This window comes from Arthrobacter sp. P1_D4 (assembly GCF_056406115.1).
The window spans coordinates 200,450-214,279 of the sequence record NZ_JBFUAU010000003.1; the positions used below are offsets into that span (position 1 = coordinate 200,450).

Annotated in this window: 13 protein-coding genes; 6 read left to right on the top strand and 7 right to left on the bottom strand. The window is 67.5% G+C overall.

The features are described from left to right. Window positions 1-10 precede the first annotated feature (10 nt). Window positions 11-1,330 carry a carboxylesterase family protein gene (locus AC1D0A_RS05200; RefSeq protein ID WP_243177321.1) on the top strand — a complete coding sequence of 440 codons (1,320 nt, stop codon included), beginning with the start codon at window positions 11-13 and terminating at the stop codon, window positions 1,328-1,330. A 349-nt stretch (window positions 1,331-1,679) separates the two neighbouring features. Here the strand turns inward: AC1D0A_RS05200 and AC1D0A_RS05205 are convergent, their stop codons facing one another. Next, window positions 1,680-1,937, bottom strand: a complete 258-nt coding sequence (locus AC1D0A_RS05205) for a DUF1387 domain-containing protein (RefSeq protein WP_243177323.1) — start codon at window positions 1,935-1,937, stop codon at window positions 1,680-1,682. Window positions 1,938-2,116: 179 nt separating this feature from the next. Here AC1D0A_RS05205 and AC1D0A_RS05210 point away from each other — a divergent pair, with 179 nt between their 5' ends. Then, a complete protein-coding gene (locus tag AC1D0A_RS05210; RefSeq protein WP_476945317.1) occupies window positions 2,117-2,377 on the top strand; it encodes a hypothetical protein in 261 nt (86 codons plus the stop codon). Window positions 2,378-2,400: 23 nt separating this feature from the next. After that, entirely contained in the window at window positions 2,401-2,934 is a 534-nt protein-coding gene (locus AC1D0A_RS05215; protein ID WP_476943486.1) for an N-acetyltransferase family protein, read from the top strand. An 86-nt stretch (window positions 2,935-3,020) separates the two neighbouring features. Here the strand turns inward: AC1D0A_RS05215 and AC1D0A_RS05220 are convergent, their stop codons facing one another. From AC1D0A_RS05220 to efeO, 4 genes are read right to left on the bottom strand one after another with little or no spacing between them, the layout of a single operon-like run. Continuing rightward, window positions 3,021-3,470 (bottom strand): SRPBCC family protein, encoded by a 450-nt coding sequence (locus tag AC1D0A_RS05220; RefSeq protein WP_243177326.1) that lies wholly within the window; start codon window positions 3,468-3,470, stop codon window positions 3,021-3,023. Beyond that, the gene (locus AC1D0A_RS05225; RefSeq protein ID WP_476945318.1) at window positions 3,470-3,949 is read right to left on the bottom strand and encodes a metalloregulator ArsR/SmtB family transcription factor; all 480 of its coding nucleotides are present in this window, start codon (window positions 3,947-3,949) and stop codon (window positions 3,470-3,472) included. Before AC1D0A_RS05225 ends, AC1D0A_RS05220 begins: the two co-directional genes overlap by 1 nt. Before the next feature lie 15 nt (window positions 3,950-3,964). Continuing rightward, entirely contained in the window at window positions 3,965-5,377 is a 1,413-nt protein-coding gene (efeB, locus tag AC1D0A_RS05230) for an iron uptake transporter deferrochelatase/peroxidase subunit (RefSeq protein WP_476945319.1), read from the bottom strand. Beyond that, a complete protein-coding gene (efeO, locus tag AC1D0A_RS05235; protein ID WP_243177328.1) occupies window positions 5,374-6,294 on the bottom strand; it encodes an iron uptake system protein EfeO in 921 nt (306 codons plus the stop codon). The genes efeB and efeO overlap by 4 nt, the downstream gene beginning before the upstream one ends. A 224-nt stretch (window positions 6,295-6,518) precedes the next feature. Here efeO and AC1D0A_RS05240 point away from each other — a divergent pair, with 224 nt between their 5' ends. Together AC1D0A_RS05240 and AC1D0A_RS05245 are read left to right on the top strand one after the other, a co-directional pair. Next, on the top strand, window positions 6,519-9,074 hold the full coding sequence (locus AC1D0A_RS05240) for an AMP-binding protein (RefSeq protein WP_476945320.1): 2,556 nt from the start codon (window positions 6,519-6,521) through the stop codon (window positions 9,072-9,074). Between the two features lie 209 nt (window positions 9,075-9,283). Then, entirely contained in the window at window positions 9,284-9,595 is a 312-nt protein-coding gene (locus tag AC1D0A_RS05245) for a hypothetical protein (RefSeq protein ID WP_476943489.1), read from the top strand. Window positions 9,596-9,694: 99 nt separating this feature from the next. Here AC1D0A_RS05245 and AC1D0A_RS05250 read toward each other — a convergent pair whose 3' ends face one another. Beyond that, window positions 9,695-11,035, bottom strand: a complete 1,341-nt coding sequence (locus tag AC1D0A_RS05250; protein WP_476945321.1) for a cytochrome P450 — start codon at window positions 11,033-11,035, stop codon at window positions 9,695-9,697. Window positions 11,036-11,089: 54 nt separating this feature from the next. Next, window positions 11,090-12,727 (bottom strand): FAD-dependent oxidoreductase, encoded by a 1,638-nt coding sequence (locus AC1D0A_RS05255; RefSeq protein WP_476945322.1) that lies wholly within the window; start codon window positions 12,725-12,727, stop codon window positions 11,090-11,092. A gap of 292 nt (window positions 12,728-13,019) precedes the next feature. Here AC1D0A_RS05255 and AC1D0A_RS05260 point away from each other — a divergent pair, with 292 nt between their 5' ends. Next, a complete protein-coding gene (locus AC1D0A_RS05260) occupies window positions 13,020-13,808 on the top strand; it encodes a GNAT family N-acetyltransferase (RefSeq protein ID WP_243177333.1) in 789 nt (262 codons plus the stop codon). The last annotated feature ends 22 nt before the right edge of the window (window positions 13,809-13,830 follow it).

Here is a 13,830-nt window from a genome sequence, read left to right on the forward strand (position 1 = left end):
CGGAACAAACGTGAACCTTTCCTTCGATCCGCCGTGTGGCCCGATCACCGGATGGCGCGACGGCGCCGTCGTGCGTGCCGCCGGCATTCCCTACGCCACCGCGGAACGCTTTCAGCCGCCCGCGCCGGCACCCGACTGGTCCGAGACGCTCGAGGCGACATCCCTGTCTCCGGCGTGCCCGCAGGCGCCGGTGCCCTTCCTGGATGACGTGCTCGGCACCCGCTACGGCGAACTTCCGGGCAGCGAGGATTGCCAGCGCCTGACCATCACCCTGCCGGCCGATCTCCACGACGGTGAACGGCTGCCGGTAATGGTGTGGCTGCACGGCGGGTCCTACACGTCCGGTTCCGGGGATCTGGCGATCTTCGACCCCGCAGCGCTGGTTGCCGAAACCCGGGTGATCGTCGTTTCGGTGACCTACCGGCTGGGCCTCTTCGGATATTTGTCCACCAGCACCGGCCGTCCCGCCAACCTCGGCCTGCTCGACCAGATCGAGGCGTTCCGGTGGGTGCAGCGCAACATCGCATCCTTCGGCGGCGATCCGGGCCGCGTCACCGCGTTCGGGCAATCCGCGGGCGGAGACGCCGTCGCGCACCTCATGGCGACCCCTGACGCGGCGTCACTCTTCCAGCGCGCCATCATTCAAAGTGCGCCGCTGGGCATTACCCGGGGGCGGGAAAGGATGACCGCCGCCATGGGGGTGGCCGCGGAGGCGGTTACCGCCGCGACTCCGGCGATGGACGTCGTCGCTATTGAAGAAGACGTGGCGCGGGCGGCGAGGAAGTTCGGTCTGATGGCTGCCATGCCGTTCGGGATCCAGTACGGGCATTCACCCCTGCCCGAGGAATCCGGGCTTGACCGGGCCTGGAATGCCGCTGCCCCGGCGATCGACATCCTGATCGGCTACACAGCGGAGGAAGCCCGGCTGTTTCTGCCGCGCAGCCCGCGCCTGGGCCGGGTGGCGAGGATTCCCGTGGTCGGCAGCGCAGTGCTCAAGACGGTCACATGGGTGGTTACGGAATTGGTGTACGGCAAAGCGGCCAGGCAATTTGCCAGGCGGCATGTCCGGGCGGGCGGGCGGGCCCACAGCTACGTGCTGTCCTGGCGCGCACCGGGAAATCTCTATGGCGCCGCGCACACCGTTGACCTGCCCCTGCTCTTCGGCCACCAGCGCACGTGGGAAGGTGCCGGACTCCTGGCGGGGGCGACGTGGGACGAGGTCAATGCCCACGGCCGGGCGATGCGGGCGCTGTGGGCACGGTTCGCCTACGGGGAAGGCCTCGGATCCCGGGGAGAGATTCCCGGCTCGCTCCGGTACCGCTCGGTCTGAACTCCCGAGGCCTCACACGGCGTGCGCTTTCGGAGGGATCGACGACATTTGATCAATCCTGTGGACGGAAATGGGGTCGTGGCTCTGCCGCGTCAATGGCCGGGGCCTCCGCGCGAAGCTGTGCGATCCGCAGCCTCAGATACGTGTTCAGCCGGAATACGGTTCGCGCCAGGACGAATACCGCCGCCACCGGAAAGGCCCAGTAAAGAACCGCAACAAGCAGACCAAGGTCCAATTTCAAACCCCCAGAGTTGATGACGCGTTTGCGACTCAGCGCAGCATAGAGGCTGCAGCGACTATTGACGTAGTCAACTTCAGCTGTGGTGACCCGGCCGAAATACGGGAGTGCTTACTCAGTGAGTTCGGCCAGCACTTCTGCGGCGTCCGTATTGCCGGCAGCTGCCAGACGCCGAAGCTCATCCAGATCTTCCTTCTCAGCTGCGAGTTCAACCAGCTGATCCTCAGCGTCGCGGCTGCCGCCGTCGGCAAGTTTTCGCAGCTCCTCGAAATCTTCCCGCTCCGCGGCCAGCTCGATGAGCTCGCCGATGGCGTCGTTGTCACCGCGGGCAGCCCGCTCCCGGAGTGCCGAAAGATCAGATTCTGACATTGCGTGGACCTTTCCAGAAAACGGTTCCGTTCGGCCGGCCCGGTCCGCAGCGGTCGACGTGGCCGGTGGAGGCCGACACGGTGTTAATGCAGGGTACCGCGCTGACGGAATCGACCCTAGTGTGATGTCTGCCAGGAGTTCCAAGGGCTAGCCCATTTACGGAGATGCGGAGGAGGGCCGTGGAAGAAACGCCTCGGCCCGGCCGGCGTCCGATTTGGCCCTGGGTGTGTGCCATCTTGTTGGTGATCGCCGTCGACGCCTTGCTTCTCGGCTTTCGGACAGGCGAGTGCATCGACTACACGGCGGAATCCGGCGCCGCCAGCACCTGCACGAGCGGCCCGGCCCTTGGATCCGCGGGCACGTGGCTCCTCGCCGCAGCCAGCGTCCTCGTCATCGGCTACCTTGCCCGCCGCCTCGCGCGCGCCGCCCGGCCCCGGTGACCGCAGTTGATAGATTCTGGACCATGACCACTCCGGACATCAGTGTCAGGGCCGCAACCGTGCACGACGCCGCACGGCTGGCCGAGATCCACATCGCGGCCTGGCGGGCCACTTACCGCGGCGTCCTGACCGATGATTACCTGGACGGCCTTGACGTCGACCGCGCGGCATCCGCCTGGCGCCGAAACATCCTTGAACCCAGGCAAGGGACCATTCACCTCGTCGTCCAAAGCGCCGATGCGGTTGCCGGGTTCGCCATCCTCGGCCCTGCTGCCGGCGACCCGGACCCGGGAACCGGTCAGCTCCACGCGATCAACGTGCATCCGGACTGGTGGGCGCAGGGCGTAGGTTCCGTCCTGTTCGCGGCCGCGGAACAACAGTTGATCGAACTCGGCTATGAACGGGCATTTCTCTGGGTGGAGAAGGGCAACGATCGGGCTATCAGCTTCTACACCAACCGCCGTTGGCTCGACGACGGAGGGGCTCTGGAAGATACGAGATTCGATCCGGCGGTGGCCGAGAAGCGCCACAGCCGGATCCTCCCCGCCGGGCGCTAGCCGAGGACTCCCCGGCGTCAGGCTCCCGTCCAGCGCCGTGTTCAGAGCCAGCGCCTCAACCTGACGAGTCTTTACTCCCCGATTCTTTACTCCCCGATCTGGGCCAACGTTTCCGTCAGCTTCTTGAGGATCTGTCCGCGCCAGCCGCCACCCATAATGCGGTGAGCGATCACATGACTCGGCTCTTCCGGGTCGAATCCTTCGTGGATGAGGAACAGTCGTGTCCCTGCCCCCTCGGGGACCAGGGTCCATGTGACTGTGCTGTTCAGGTTGTTGCCCGCTTCTGCGTCCCGCCAGGAGATCCGCAGGAGCCGTTCGGGGTCAATTTCAAGAACTTCACTGGCGACAAGACCGCTGAAGCCTACGGCCGGGACAGGAGTCCCGCGCATGGTGTAGCGGTGCCCAATGACGGGTTCAAAGTCGTTTTCCATCAGCCACGCCGCGATCAGGGCCGGTTCCGTGAGCGCCCTCCACACCTTTGCGGGCGGGTGGGGGAGAAATTCGTCGAGCTCTATGGCCGTCAACGTCAATGACATCAGGTGTCCTTCAGGTTTTCGAGAGTATGGTTCAGGTCTTTTAGGCGGGCGCGCCAGAACTTCTCGAAAGGCGACAGCCACGAGGCAACGTCGGCAAGAGGCTCGGGTGTCAGTAAATATCGAATTGTCCGTCCCCTCCGCTCCTCCGAGACGAGGTTCCGATCGAGCAGCACCCTCAAATGCTCGGACACGCTTGGTCGGGCCATGTCATATCGTTCGGCAATCTCGCCAGCGGTTCGTGGCCCCTCCAGCAGGAGCGTCAGAATGTCCCGCCTGGTGGGGTTAGCCAACGCTCCGAAGAGAAGGTCAGTGGGAGAATCCTTCGTTCTGACTGGCACGGACCAATAATAGGTAGGATATTTCCTACGGGTCAAGTTTTCTGGCTGCCTGTCAGCCTGCCGGGTCCGCTGGTGCTGGGGTCCGGAAGATCGGGCCGTGGAGTTCGCCGGGTTCCGCTGGGCCCGGCGGCCTGCGGGCACCGGTGACTGCCGCCATCATGCGAAGAGACCTTCGCCGATGAAGCCTCCCGCCCGGATGCCAGGCGGAACCGCGAACAGGCCCGAGCCGGTGTGCTTGAGGTATTCCAGGGCCAGCGTGTCCTCCTTGGCCATGGCCAGCTGCATGGGCACATAGTGGGTCCTGGGGTCCGTGACGAACGCGATGAAGAACAGTCCGGCGTCGAGGTGCCCCAGGCCGTCCGAGCCGTCGGCGTAGTTGTAGCCGCGCCGGAGCATCTTGACGCCGTCGTTCTGGCTCGAGTGCGCGAGCCTGACGTGGGCGTCCATCGGGATCAGCGGTTCCCCGCCGTGACCCTGGATCTGGAAGTCGGGAGCGGTGAATTCCTCGCCGCCGGAGAGCGGGGCCCCTGCGCCCTTGGTGCGCCCGATCAACGCCTCCTGTTCCCGCAGTGAGGTGCGGTCCCAGATTTCGATGTGCATCCGGACCCGGCGCGCCACAAGGTACGTGCCGCCGGCCATCCAGCCCTCTTCCGGGCGCGTTCCCTGGCCTGCCCACACATGCTCCTCGAGCAAAGCGGTGTCCTCGGCCTTGAGGTTGTTGGTGCCGTCCTTGAAGCCGAAAAGGTTCCGCGGGGTGGCCTGTGACCTCGACGTGGACGACGTCCGCCCGAAGCCGAGTTGGGACCAGCGGACGCGCGTCTGCCCGAAGCCGATGCGGGCCAGGTTGCGGATCGCGTGGACGGCCACTTGAGGGTCGTCGGCGCAGGCCTGCACCACGATGTCGCCGCCGGTGCGTCCGGGCTGGAGGTCGTCGCCTGGGAAGTGCGGCAGGTCGATCAGGGCGTCCGGGCGGCGCCCCTCGAGTCCAAAGCGGGCGTTGCCGTCCTTCTCGAACAGGCCGGAGCCGAACCCGAAGGTGAGGGTGAGTCTGCCGGCCCCGAGGTCCAGGGCCTCACCTGTGTCCTCGGGCGGGGCGTCGTAGGGGCCATCGACGGCGCCGCTGCTGCCCGTGCTGCGCCCCTGGGTCATCGCCGCGGCGGCGTCCGTCCAGTCTTTCAGGAGCCGGATGAGCTCTGCACGGTCCTCCGTGACCAGGTCGAAGGCTGCAATGTGAAGACGGTCCTGGGCCGGCGTGACGATGCCGGCCTGCCGGACACCGTGGAAGGCGATGATGTCGCCGGGTTCTGCCACTGGGGCGGCCGCGGCCTCGACGGCGTCGTGGCTGAGGAAGCCAGCGGCCAGACCGGCGACGGCGCCCGCGCCGCCGGCTCCTGCCAGGGACAGGAGCCCGCGGCGGGACAGTCGGCCCTTTCCCGAATCGGGGGCTGCCGGCGGCGCGGGCATGGCGGCGGCTCCCGATGCCTTGGCTGGTTCCGGTGCGCTAGCTGATTCGGGGGCGCCGCCGTCGGGGGCCCGGCGGGGGTTGGCGCCGAAGGGGCAGCCGGTCACGGGGCTACTGCCGAAGTGAGCTTGGCCAGGGGCTCGCCCAGGGCATCAACCAGGGAGGCGAGCTGCTGCACCTGGTCCTGGCTGAGGTCGTTGTAGTAGGCGAAGCCTGCGCCGGTGGAATGCTGCTTGAGCCCGGCCTGCAAGGCAGCGAACTTGGCCTCGAGCGCTTCGCCCAGGTCCGGGTCCTTCTGCTGCAGCGCAGGCAACAGGCTCTCGAAGGCGGTCCGGGCTCCGTCAACGTTGGCCTGGAAGTCCCAGAGATCGGTGTGGGACCAGATTTCTTCCTCCCCGGTAACTTTGCCGGTGGCCACCTCGTCCAGGAGCTCCTTGGCGCCGTTGCCGATCTTGTCCGCGGAGAGTTCCACAGTGCGGGTCCGCTGGGCCAGGTCCTCGGTGTCGGCAACAAGCTGCGTGGCGATGGTGGCACGCTCCGCCGGTGCGAGGGGCGTGTAGCCGGCCGGCGGGAACAGGTCCTTCTCGGCCCGGTGCCAGCCGGTCCATTCCTGGCCGGGTTCGAGGTCGGCTTCACGGGCATCGAGCTTGGGGTCCAGGTCCCCGAACGACTCGGCGACCGGCTCGATGCGCTCCCAGTGCATGCGCGTGGCGGCATAGAGCCCGCGGGCCTTCGTCGCATCCCCGGCGGCGTAAGCCGCCGCGAATGCCCTCGTGCCGGTAACCAGCTGATCCGTCTGATCCACGACGAAAGCGGAGTATTGCCGGGTGCCGGTGTCCAGCAGGCCCTGAAGGTGGGCGTCGACGGCGGGACTGCTCGTGACCTGGATGGGTCCGGCGGCGCCCGGGTCCTTTGGGTTGCCCATGCAGCCGGCCAGGGCCAGCGGAACGGCGGTTGCCGCGGCCAACAGGGCAAGCGTCTTCCGGAACCGGGGGGCGTTTTTGGGCAGGGGGATGCTGGGCATGGTGTTTCCTTGGATCGGTGGGGGTGGAGCAGTGCGGTGTGGGGGAGCGGAGGCAGGGGTGCGGAGGCAGGGGTGCGGGACCGTGTGGGCTGTCCCGGCAACATCGCCGAGGCAGGCCCGACTTAGGTACACCTAAGTAAGGAGGATACCGATTCGCGGCGATTACGCAAACCTTTCGTACCCTAATTTGGATTAGGTAAGCCTAATCTAATAACATCGTCCGGGTGACCACGCAGCTTGACTTGATGCGGGTGCCCTTTGCCGCCGATCTTGCGAGCTACGGGGACAGCCCAGCCATCCTTACTGACACCCTGGCAATGACGTACCGGGAGCTGGCGGAGCGGGTCGATGCCTTCGCCCTCCGGCTTGGCGCCMCGCGGCGCCTCGTGGCGCTCGCCGCAGCCAACGACGTCGACTCTCTGGTGGTCTATCTGGCGGCCCTGGCCGGCGGCCACCCGCTGATCCTCCTGCCGGAGGACAAGCCGGCCGCCCTGGAATCCCTCGTTGCGGCCTACGACCCCGACGTCGTTGTCCAATCCGGCAACGGTCAGCTCCTGCTGGACGAACGCCGGACCGGCACCCGCCATGAGCTTCACCCGGACCTCGCGCTCCTGCTCAGCACGTCCGGATCCACGGGCTCGCCCAAGCTCGTGCGGCTCTCGCATGCGAACCTGCAGGCCAACGCCGAGTCGATTGCCCAGTACCTGAACATCGGGCCCGACGACCGGGCCGTGACGACTTTGCCGATGTCCTACTGTTACGGGCTGTCCGTGATCAACAGCCACCTGCTCCGGGGCGCCGGGCTGGTCCTGACCGGCCTTTCCGTGGTTGATCCGTGCTTCTGGGAGCTCTTCCGACGCCGGGGAGCCACGTCCTTCGCGGCCGTTCCATACACCTTTGAACTGCTGGAACGGGTCGGGTTTGCGGACATGGATCTGCCCGGCCTGCGCTACGTCACCCAGGCCGGGGGCCGGCTGGGGCCGGATTCGGTGCGGAAATACGCCGAACTTGGCCGCCGCAGCGGCTGGGAATTTTTCGTGATGTACGGCCAGACCGAAGCGACGGCACGGATGGCATATCTGCCTCCTGAACTGGCGGCCGAGGTGCCGGGCGCGGTGGGTATCCCGGTGCCCGGCGGCTCGTTCCGGATCGACCCCGTGCCGGGGCTGGAGCACGGCGAACTTGTCTACAGCGGCGCCAACGTCATGCTTGGCTATGCCGAATGCCCGGCGGACCTCGCCGCGGGCCGGACCGTTACGGAGCTCCGCACCGGCGACCTTGCCAGGCTGCACCCGACGGGCGTCTACGAAGTGGTGGGCCGGCGCAGCCGGTTCGTCAAGATCGTCGGGCTGCGCGTTGACCTGGGGCAGGTGGAGCGGCTCCTGGCGGACCTCGGTGTGCAGGCGGCCAGCGCCGGGACGGACGACGGCGTCGTCGTCGCCGTTGAAGGCGACCACGACGCGCACCTGCTGGGCAAGGTCCTCGCCCAGGGCATGGGGCTGCCGCGAGCCGCCCTCGAGGTCCACGCCGTCGAACATCTCCCGCGCCTGGCCACGGGCAAGCTCGACTACAGGGGCGTCCTGGCCCTGTCCGCGCCGAAACCAGGGCCAGCACCCGCCCCCGCGACGGAAACCGGCGCGCCGGACAATAATGCTCCGGACAGCGTTCGGAAGATTTTCCAGGACGTGCTGGAGTGCGCCGACATCGCGGACAGCGACACGTTCGTGTCCCTGGGCGGGGACTCACTGTCCTACGTGGCCGCATCGGTACGGCTGGAACAGGCGCTGGGCCATCTCCCGCCGGATTGGCACGTGACCCCGGTCCGGGCCCTGGTGCCGCCGCGAACTGCACCGGGCCGGACGCGTCGACGCTTCTTTGCGCCCGTGGAAACGAGCATCGTGCTGCGGGCCGTCGGGATCGTCCTGATCGTCAGCACGCACGTTGGGCTGTTCAGCTGGCAGGGTGCGGCCCACGTGCTCATGGCGGTGGCAGGCTACAACTTCGCACGCTTCCAGCTCTCTGGGACGCGGTTCCCGCGGCTGCGGAGGCAGCTGTCCAGCGTGGCAAGAATCATCGTGCCGAGCATGGCGTTCATCGCGGTGGCCTTCCTGATCACCGACAACTACGCGCCCGCCAATATCGTGCTGCTCAACGCCGTCCTCGGGCCGGAGGGGGTGAGCACCCAGTGGCACTTCTGGTTCATCGAAATTCTCGTCTACCTGCTTCTCGCGGCGACGGCGCTTCTGGCCATTCCGTGGGCGGACCGGGCCGAGCGGCGGTTCCCGCTGCTCTTTCCGCTGGCGCTGACCGGCGTGGGGCTCCTGACCCGGTATGAGCTGGTCAACCCGGGCGTGCCGCACACGGCGCCCGCGCTCTGGCTCTTCGCATTGGGCTGGGCTATCGCACGGTCCCGGACCGTCGCACAGCGTTGCCTGGTCTCGGTCATTGCAGTCCTGACCATTCCAGGATTCTTCGAGAACCCCGGCCGGGAGGCCACGCTCCTCGCCGGGATCCTGCTGCTCATCTGGCTCCCCAGCATTACGGTGCCGCAGGTCCTCCGCCGACTCATGGTGGTACTCGCCAGCGCCTCCCTCTACGCATACCTTGTCCACTGGGTGGTCTATCCGCCGCTGGCCGGGATCAGCCCCGCCTTGGCCGTGGCAGGCTCGCTGGCCGCGGGGGTAGCCTACTGGGCGCTCTGCCTGCGCTTGATGGGGGCGGTCAACCGCCGGCGGGCAGGCGCCGGCAACGATCCGGGCACGAATTCAGCACAACAGTAGGCGCCGACTGCTGTACCAGCGACACTGACGGCATGGTTTTCTGTCTGAAAGACAGCGGGCGACGCTCCACGATCCGTGCCACGGTTGGCGCATTGGTACTGGCTGCCTCGCTATCGGGGTGCTCGTCCTCCACGGGCGGGGAGCCGCCATGCTTTCCGCCCGCCTATTCGCTGACCCCGACGACGGCCGCACCGGGGCAAAGCGTGACGGTGGCAGCCCCGGACGCTGGCTGCAACCCCCGCTACGGCAACAACGCGCGCATCCAGGTAAGCGTCACCGACGCAACCGGGGTGGAAGTCGTGAATACCACCAGCGCCATGAACGACGCCGGCGGGTTCACTTACACGTTTGTCGTGCCCGCCCGGACAGCCGCGGGGGATGCCGCCGTAACCGCGGTGCCCTACAACATTGACTGGTGCGATGACACCGGCAGGAACAACCGCGTGGCGGGCGCTGGCGACGTCCGCCTCGAACGGGTGTCCTGCGTGATGCCGATGAAGCCGCTGACCGTCACCCGCTGAAGTGCATTTTCCGGGCGACGGTCGGCAGGGGCTTACCCGCTGAGGTCCCGGGTGAGGATCTTGGCAGAGCAGCTCCTGCTGGTCCTCAACGGCACGCTGTCAACGGCCGCCGTGCTGGGGGCTGAAGGCCCGGCCAGGCAGGGCCTCGCCCTGGCGCGGCAGTTGATCGCCGCCGCGTGCAGCTAGCCCGTCGGCTGCCCGGCCAGGGGCAAGGACGCCGTCGATGTCTACCGGGAGGTGGGAGGGGCCGCGCAGGAACGGGCTCGGCCGGTACGGCGGTGGGTCCGATACCAGCCGCGGGTTCTCCAGCCTGGTGGCGAATTCGGTGAGTGCGATCTGCGCTTCCAGCCGGGCCAGGGGCGCCCCGAAGCAAAGATGAACGCCGCCCCCAAAACCGAGGTGCTGGTTGTTGGCCCGGTCAGGGATGAAGAGCCCGGGGTCAGCGACGTGGGCGGGGTCGCGGTTGCCCGCAGCAAGGACCAGGGTGAGCGAGGCGCCGGCTGGGATGGTGGTGCCGGCGATGTCGATGTCGTCGAGGGCGGTGCGGAACGGGACGAAATGCACGGGCGGCTCGTAGCGGAGCAGCTCCTCGACCATCGGGATGGCCAGGCCGGGGTCAGCGCGCAGCCTCTGGAGCTCGTCTGGGTGGCGGAGCAACGTCAGCACGCCGTTGGAGATGAGGTTTACTGTGGTTTCATGTCCGGCGATGAGCAGGAGAAGCCCGGTGCTCACCAGTTGTTCGTCCGGCATGCGGCCCTCCGGGCCATCATCGGTGGCCATCGCTGAAAGCAGGTCAGTCCCCGGGGCCTGCCGGTGGGCGTCGACCAGCTCTTGCATGAACGCGCGCAGTTCCGTGCCGGCCTCAATCCTCTTCTTTTGCTGGGTTTCGGGATCGAGTCCGGGATCGGTGGACTGCAGGGCCAGGTCCACCCAGACCCGGAAGCGCTGTTCATCTCCGGGGGGCACACCGAGAAGTTCGCAGATCACCGTGACGGGCAGGGGATACGCCAGATCATCGACGACGTCGATCCGGCTGCGGTCCGCCATGTTGTCGACCAGATCGGTGACAATTTCCGCCATCCGCGCCTCCATCCCGGCCACCCTGCCAGGCGTCGTGGGCGGCCCGAAGTGCCGCATGGTGATCCGCCGGAACTTGTCGTGATCCGGGGGATCCATGCTGAGGAAAGTCGGCGTCATGCCGGCGCCGTCCCCGTCCTCACCAATCGTGGCGCCCGCCGCGGCGGCAGCCGGGTTGCGGGTTATGTCGGAGCTGACCCGTGGATCGTGCAACAGGGCGGCGATCTCCGCGTAGGTGCTCACTAGATAGCTTCCGTCCGGAAGGCGTCTCACGGGGGTTTTGCGGAGTTCGTCGTAGAACGGGTAGGGGTTAGCCCGGTTGGTGTAGTCGAGGATCTGCTCCCAGGTGCTGGGCTCGGCCATGGCGAAGGCTCCTTGGGTCGTGGGCCGGTCGCTGCCGGTCTCCGGTGCGGCGCATTACGGGAGGCGGCGGTCAGTCAATCTGGCGCGCCGCTCATTGGGATAGTGGCCGGTCACGACGACGGTCGCATCCTGGGTGGGGCTGGCGGCAGGCTGGAACCCGGCCGGCACGGGCTGCGCATCGTCCGGCTCGTCAATATGGTGGAAAGTCGGCGGGAAGGACGCCGCTTGGTCAATCAGCGGTTCATAGAAGTCAAGCCATTTGTTCTGGTTGAACGCCACTGCAGCCACGATGCGGCCCTTGTAGCCGTAAACGGCCAGGAACCGCCGGGATCCGACCGATCCTTGCACGATGGCGACCTCATCGGCGACCGAGGGCACGCCCACGCTCTTAATTTCGGTGCCGAACTGGACGGACCAGAATTTGGGCACAGCCAGGTGCGGCCACCGTGCCGTTTCGCCGCTGACCATGTTGTGCGCTGCAACCTCGGCCTGGGAGACCGCGTTGCCCCAGTGCTCGACGGCGAGGAACTGGTAGCCGAACATCGGCTGCGGGGCGCGGGAAACGTCGCCGGCGACGAAGACGTCATCGGTGACCAGCCCGTTGACGTCGAAAGCCCGGCAGCCGGCGTCGCACGCGACACCCCACACGCCGCTCGCCAATCCGGAGCCTGCGAGCCAGTCACCGTTACGAACGGTCCCGAGCGCGGTGACCGCGATGTCCACGTCAAGTGTTGTGCCATCGGAGAGGCGGGCGCGGCGCAGCTGTCCGCCGGCATCGCCTTCCAGTGAAACGACCCTGACGCCGCAGCGCAGATCCACGCCGTTCTCGATCTGCAGATCTCCGGCAATTGCACCGATCACGCTGCCGAGCGCCGCGCCAAGCGGTGCCGGGCCTGCCTCCGCCACGGTGACCGGCAGGCCAAGTTCGCGGCACACCGAAGCGACCTCGCAGCCGATGAACCCGGCGCCAATGACCAGGACCCGGCGAGGGCGAGGGCATGCGGCCAGGAGCTGCCGAAGCGTTGCCGCGTCCTCCCGGGTCCGCAATGTCAGCACGCCTGCCAGCGCCGCCTCCGCCGCGTTTGGCCAGGACCGGGCCCGCACGCCAGTGGCGATCAACAACTTGTCGAATCCGATCCGGCCACCGTCGGCGAGGTGCACCTGCCTGGCGGCGAGATCCAGACCCGTGGCCGCGACGCCCAGGCGCCAGTCGGCGTCGATTCCCCGGCGGCGCGGCAGCGACGTGTCAGCGGACCGCACCGACCCGGCCAGGACCTGTTTCGAGAGCGGCGGCCGGTCATACGGCTCGTGCGCTTCCTCACCAATGAGAGTCAGCGAGCCCGTGAACCCTTCCTCGCGCAGCCGCTCCGCCGCGCGCAGCCCGGTCAGTGACGTGCCCACGATGACAATCCTGCCGGATCGAAGGAACGTGCCCCCGTTGCCTCCGGCGGCAGCGGCCGTTCCCGGGGCTTCTTCGGGAGGCCGCGGCCTCTGCGGCTCTTCAAGCTGGTCGAGGCGGATGGCCTGGACCGGGCAGGCCGCGGCGGCCCGCCGGATCCTCGTGCGCTGCGCCTCGTCAGGGGCCGGATCGTAGGTAAGTGCCTCGTCCCCCTGGATCGTGAAGACCTCCGGGGCGAGGAAGGCGCATTGTGCGTAACCCTGACACTTAGTGAGATCGACGACGAGCCTCATGCCGAACTTCTCCCTGTTTGCTCAAGCCAATCGAGTCTAAGCCTCGCGGGCTGGCCGCGGAAGAGGCCTGGGGCCGGGTACGGCGAGGCTGCGGACGCCCTCCAGAGCGGAGCGTGGGGGGTCTTGCGGCGGAGGCGGACCTTCGCCATGCGGCCGCGCTCGGGGCGGCGGCAGGAGTGCAGGTGACACTTAGCCATCGCTCCGGCCGAGTTGCCCCTCGGTGAGGGAACGTGAGCGCCGGGTGTCCTGTATCCGGCGTCCGGTGTCCGGTGTGGCTGTAGGGTGGACGCCGATGACTCTTTCTGAAGAACTTCTTGTGGCGTACGACCAGCAACTCCGGACAGCTGCCGAGACGCCCGGTGCCAGCGGCGTTGAACGGCTGGGTCCGCTGCGGCTGGTGACCTTCGCAGGCGGCAGGGGCTTCGTGACCTATCAGAACCTCGATGGGGCCAACGCCCGGACGATCGCGCAGTGGGTGGCCGAAGCGCTCGCGTTTTACCGCAGCGATCCCGCGATCGTGCGGGTCGAGTGGAAAACCCGCGGCCACGATCATGCACCCGGACTCCACGGGGCACTGCTCGACAACGGATTTGAGCCCGATGAGACCGAGTCGATCATGATCGGACCGGCAAACGCGTTGAATGCGGACGTGCAGCTCCCGCCCGGCGTCAGCCTGCGGCCGGTGAGCGCAGAACGGGACATCCGCGCCATGAGCGCGATGCAGGACGAGGTTTTCGGCGTTGACGTCTCCGACGGCAACGCCGACGCAATCCTGCAACGCATGGCGCGCGATGACGGCATGGAACTGTGGGTGGCCGAACACGAAGGACTGATCGTGAGCGCGGGCCGCCTCGAGCCGGTGCCGGGTACGGAATTCGCGGGCATCTGGGGCGGGGCGACGCGTCCAGAATGGCGTGGCCAGGGTATCTACCGGGCCCTCACCGCCGCCCGGGCCCGGGCCGCGCTGGCGCTCGGGAAGAAACTCATCCACAGTGACTCGACTGAATATTCGCGACCGATCCTGGAACGCTATGGATTGCTGCGAGTCTCAACGACCACCCCGTACCGGTGGCGGCGCTGAGGGCCCAATTGCACTGGCGCGG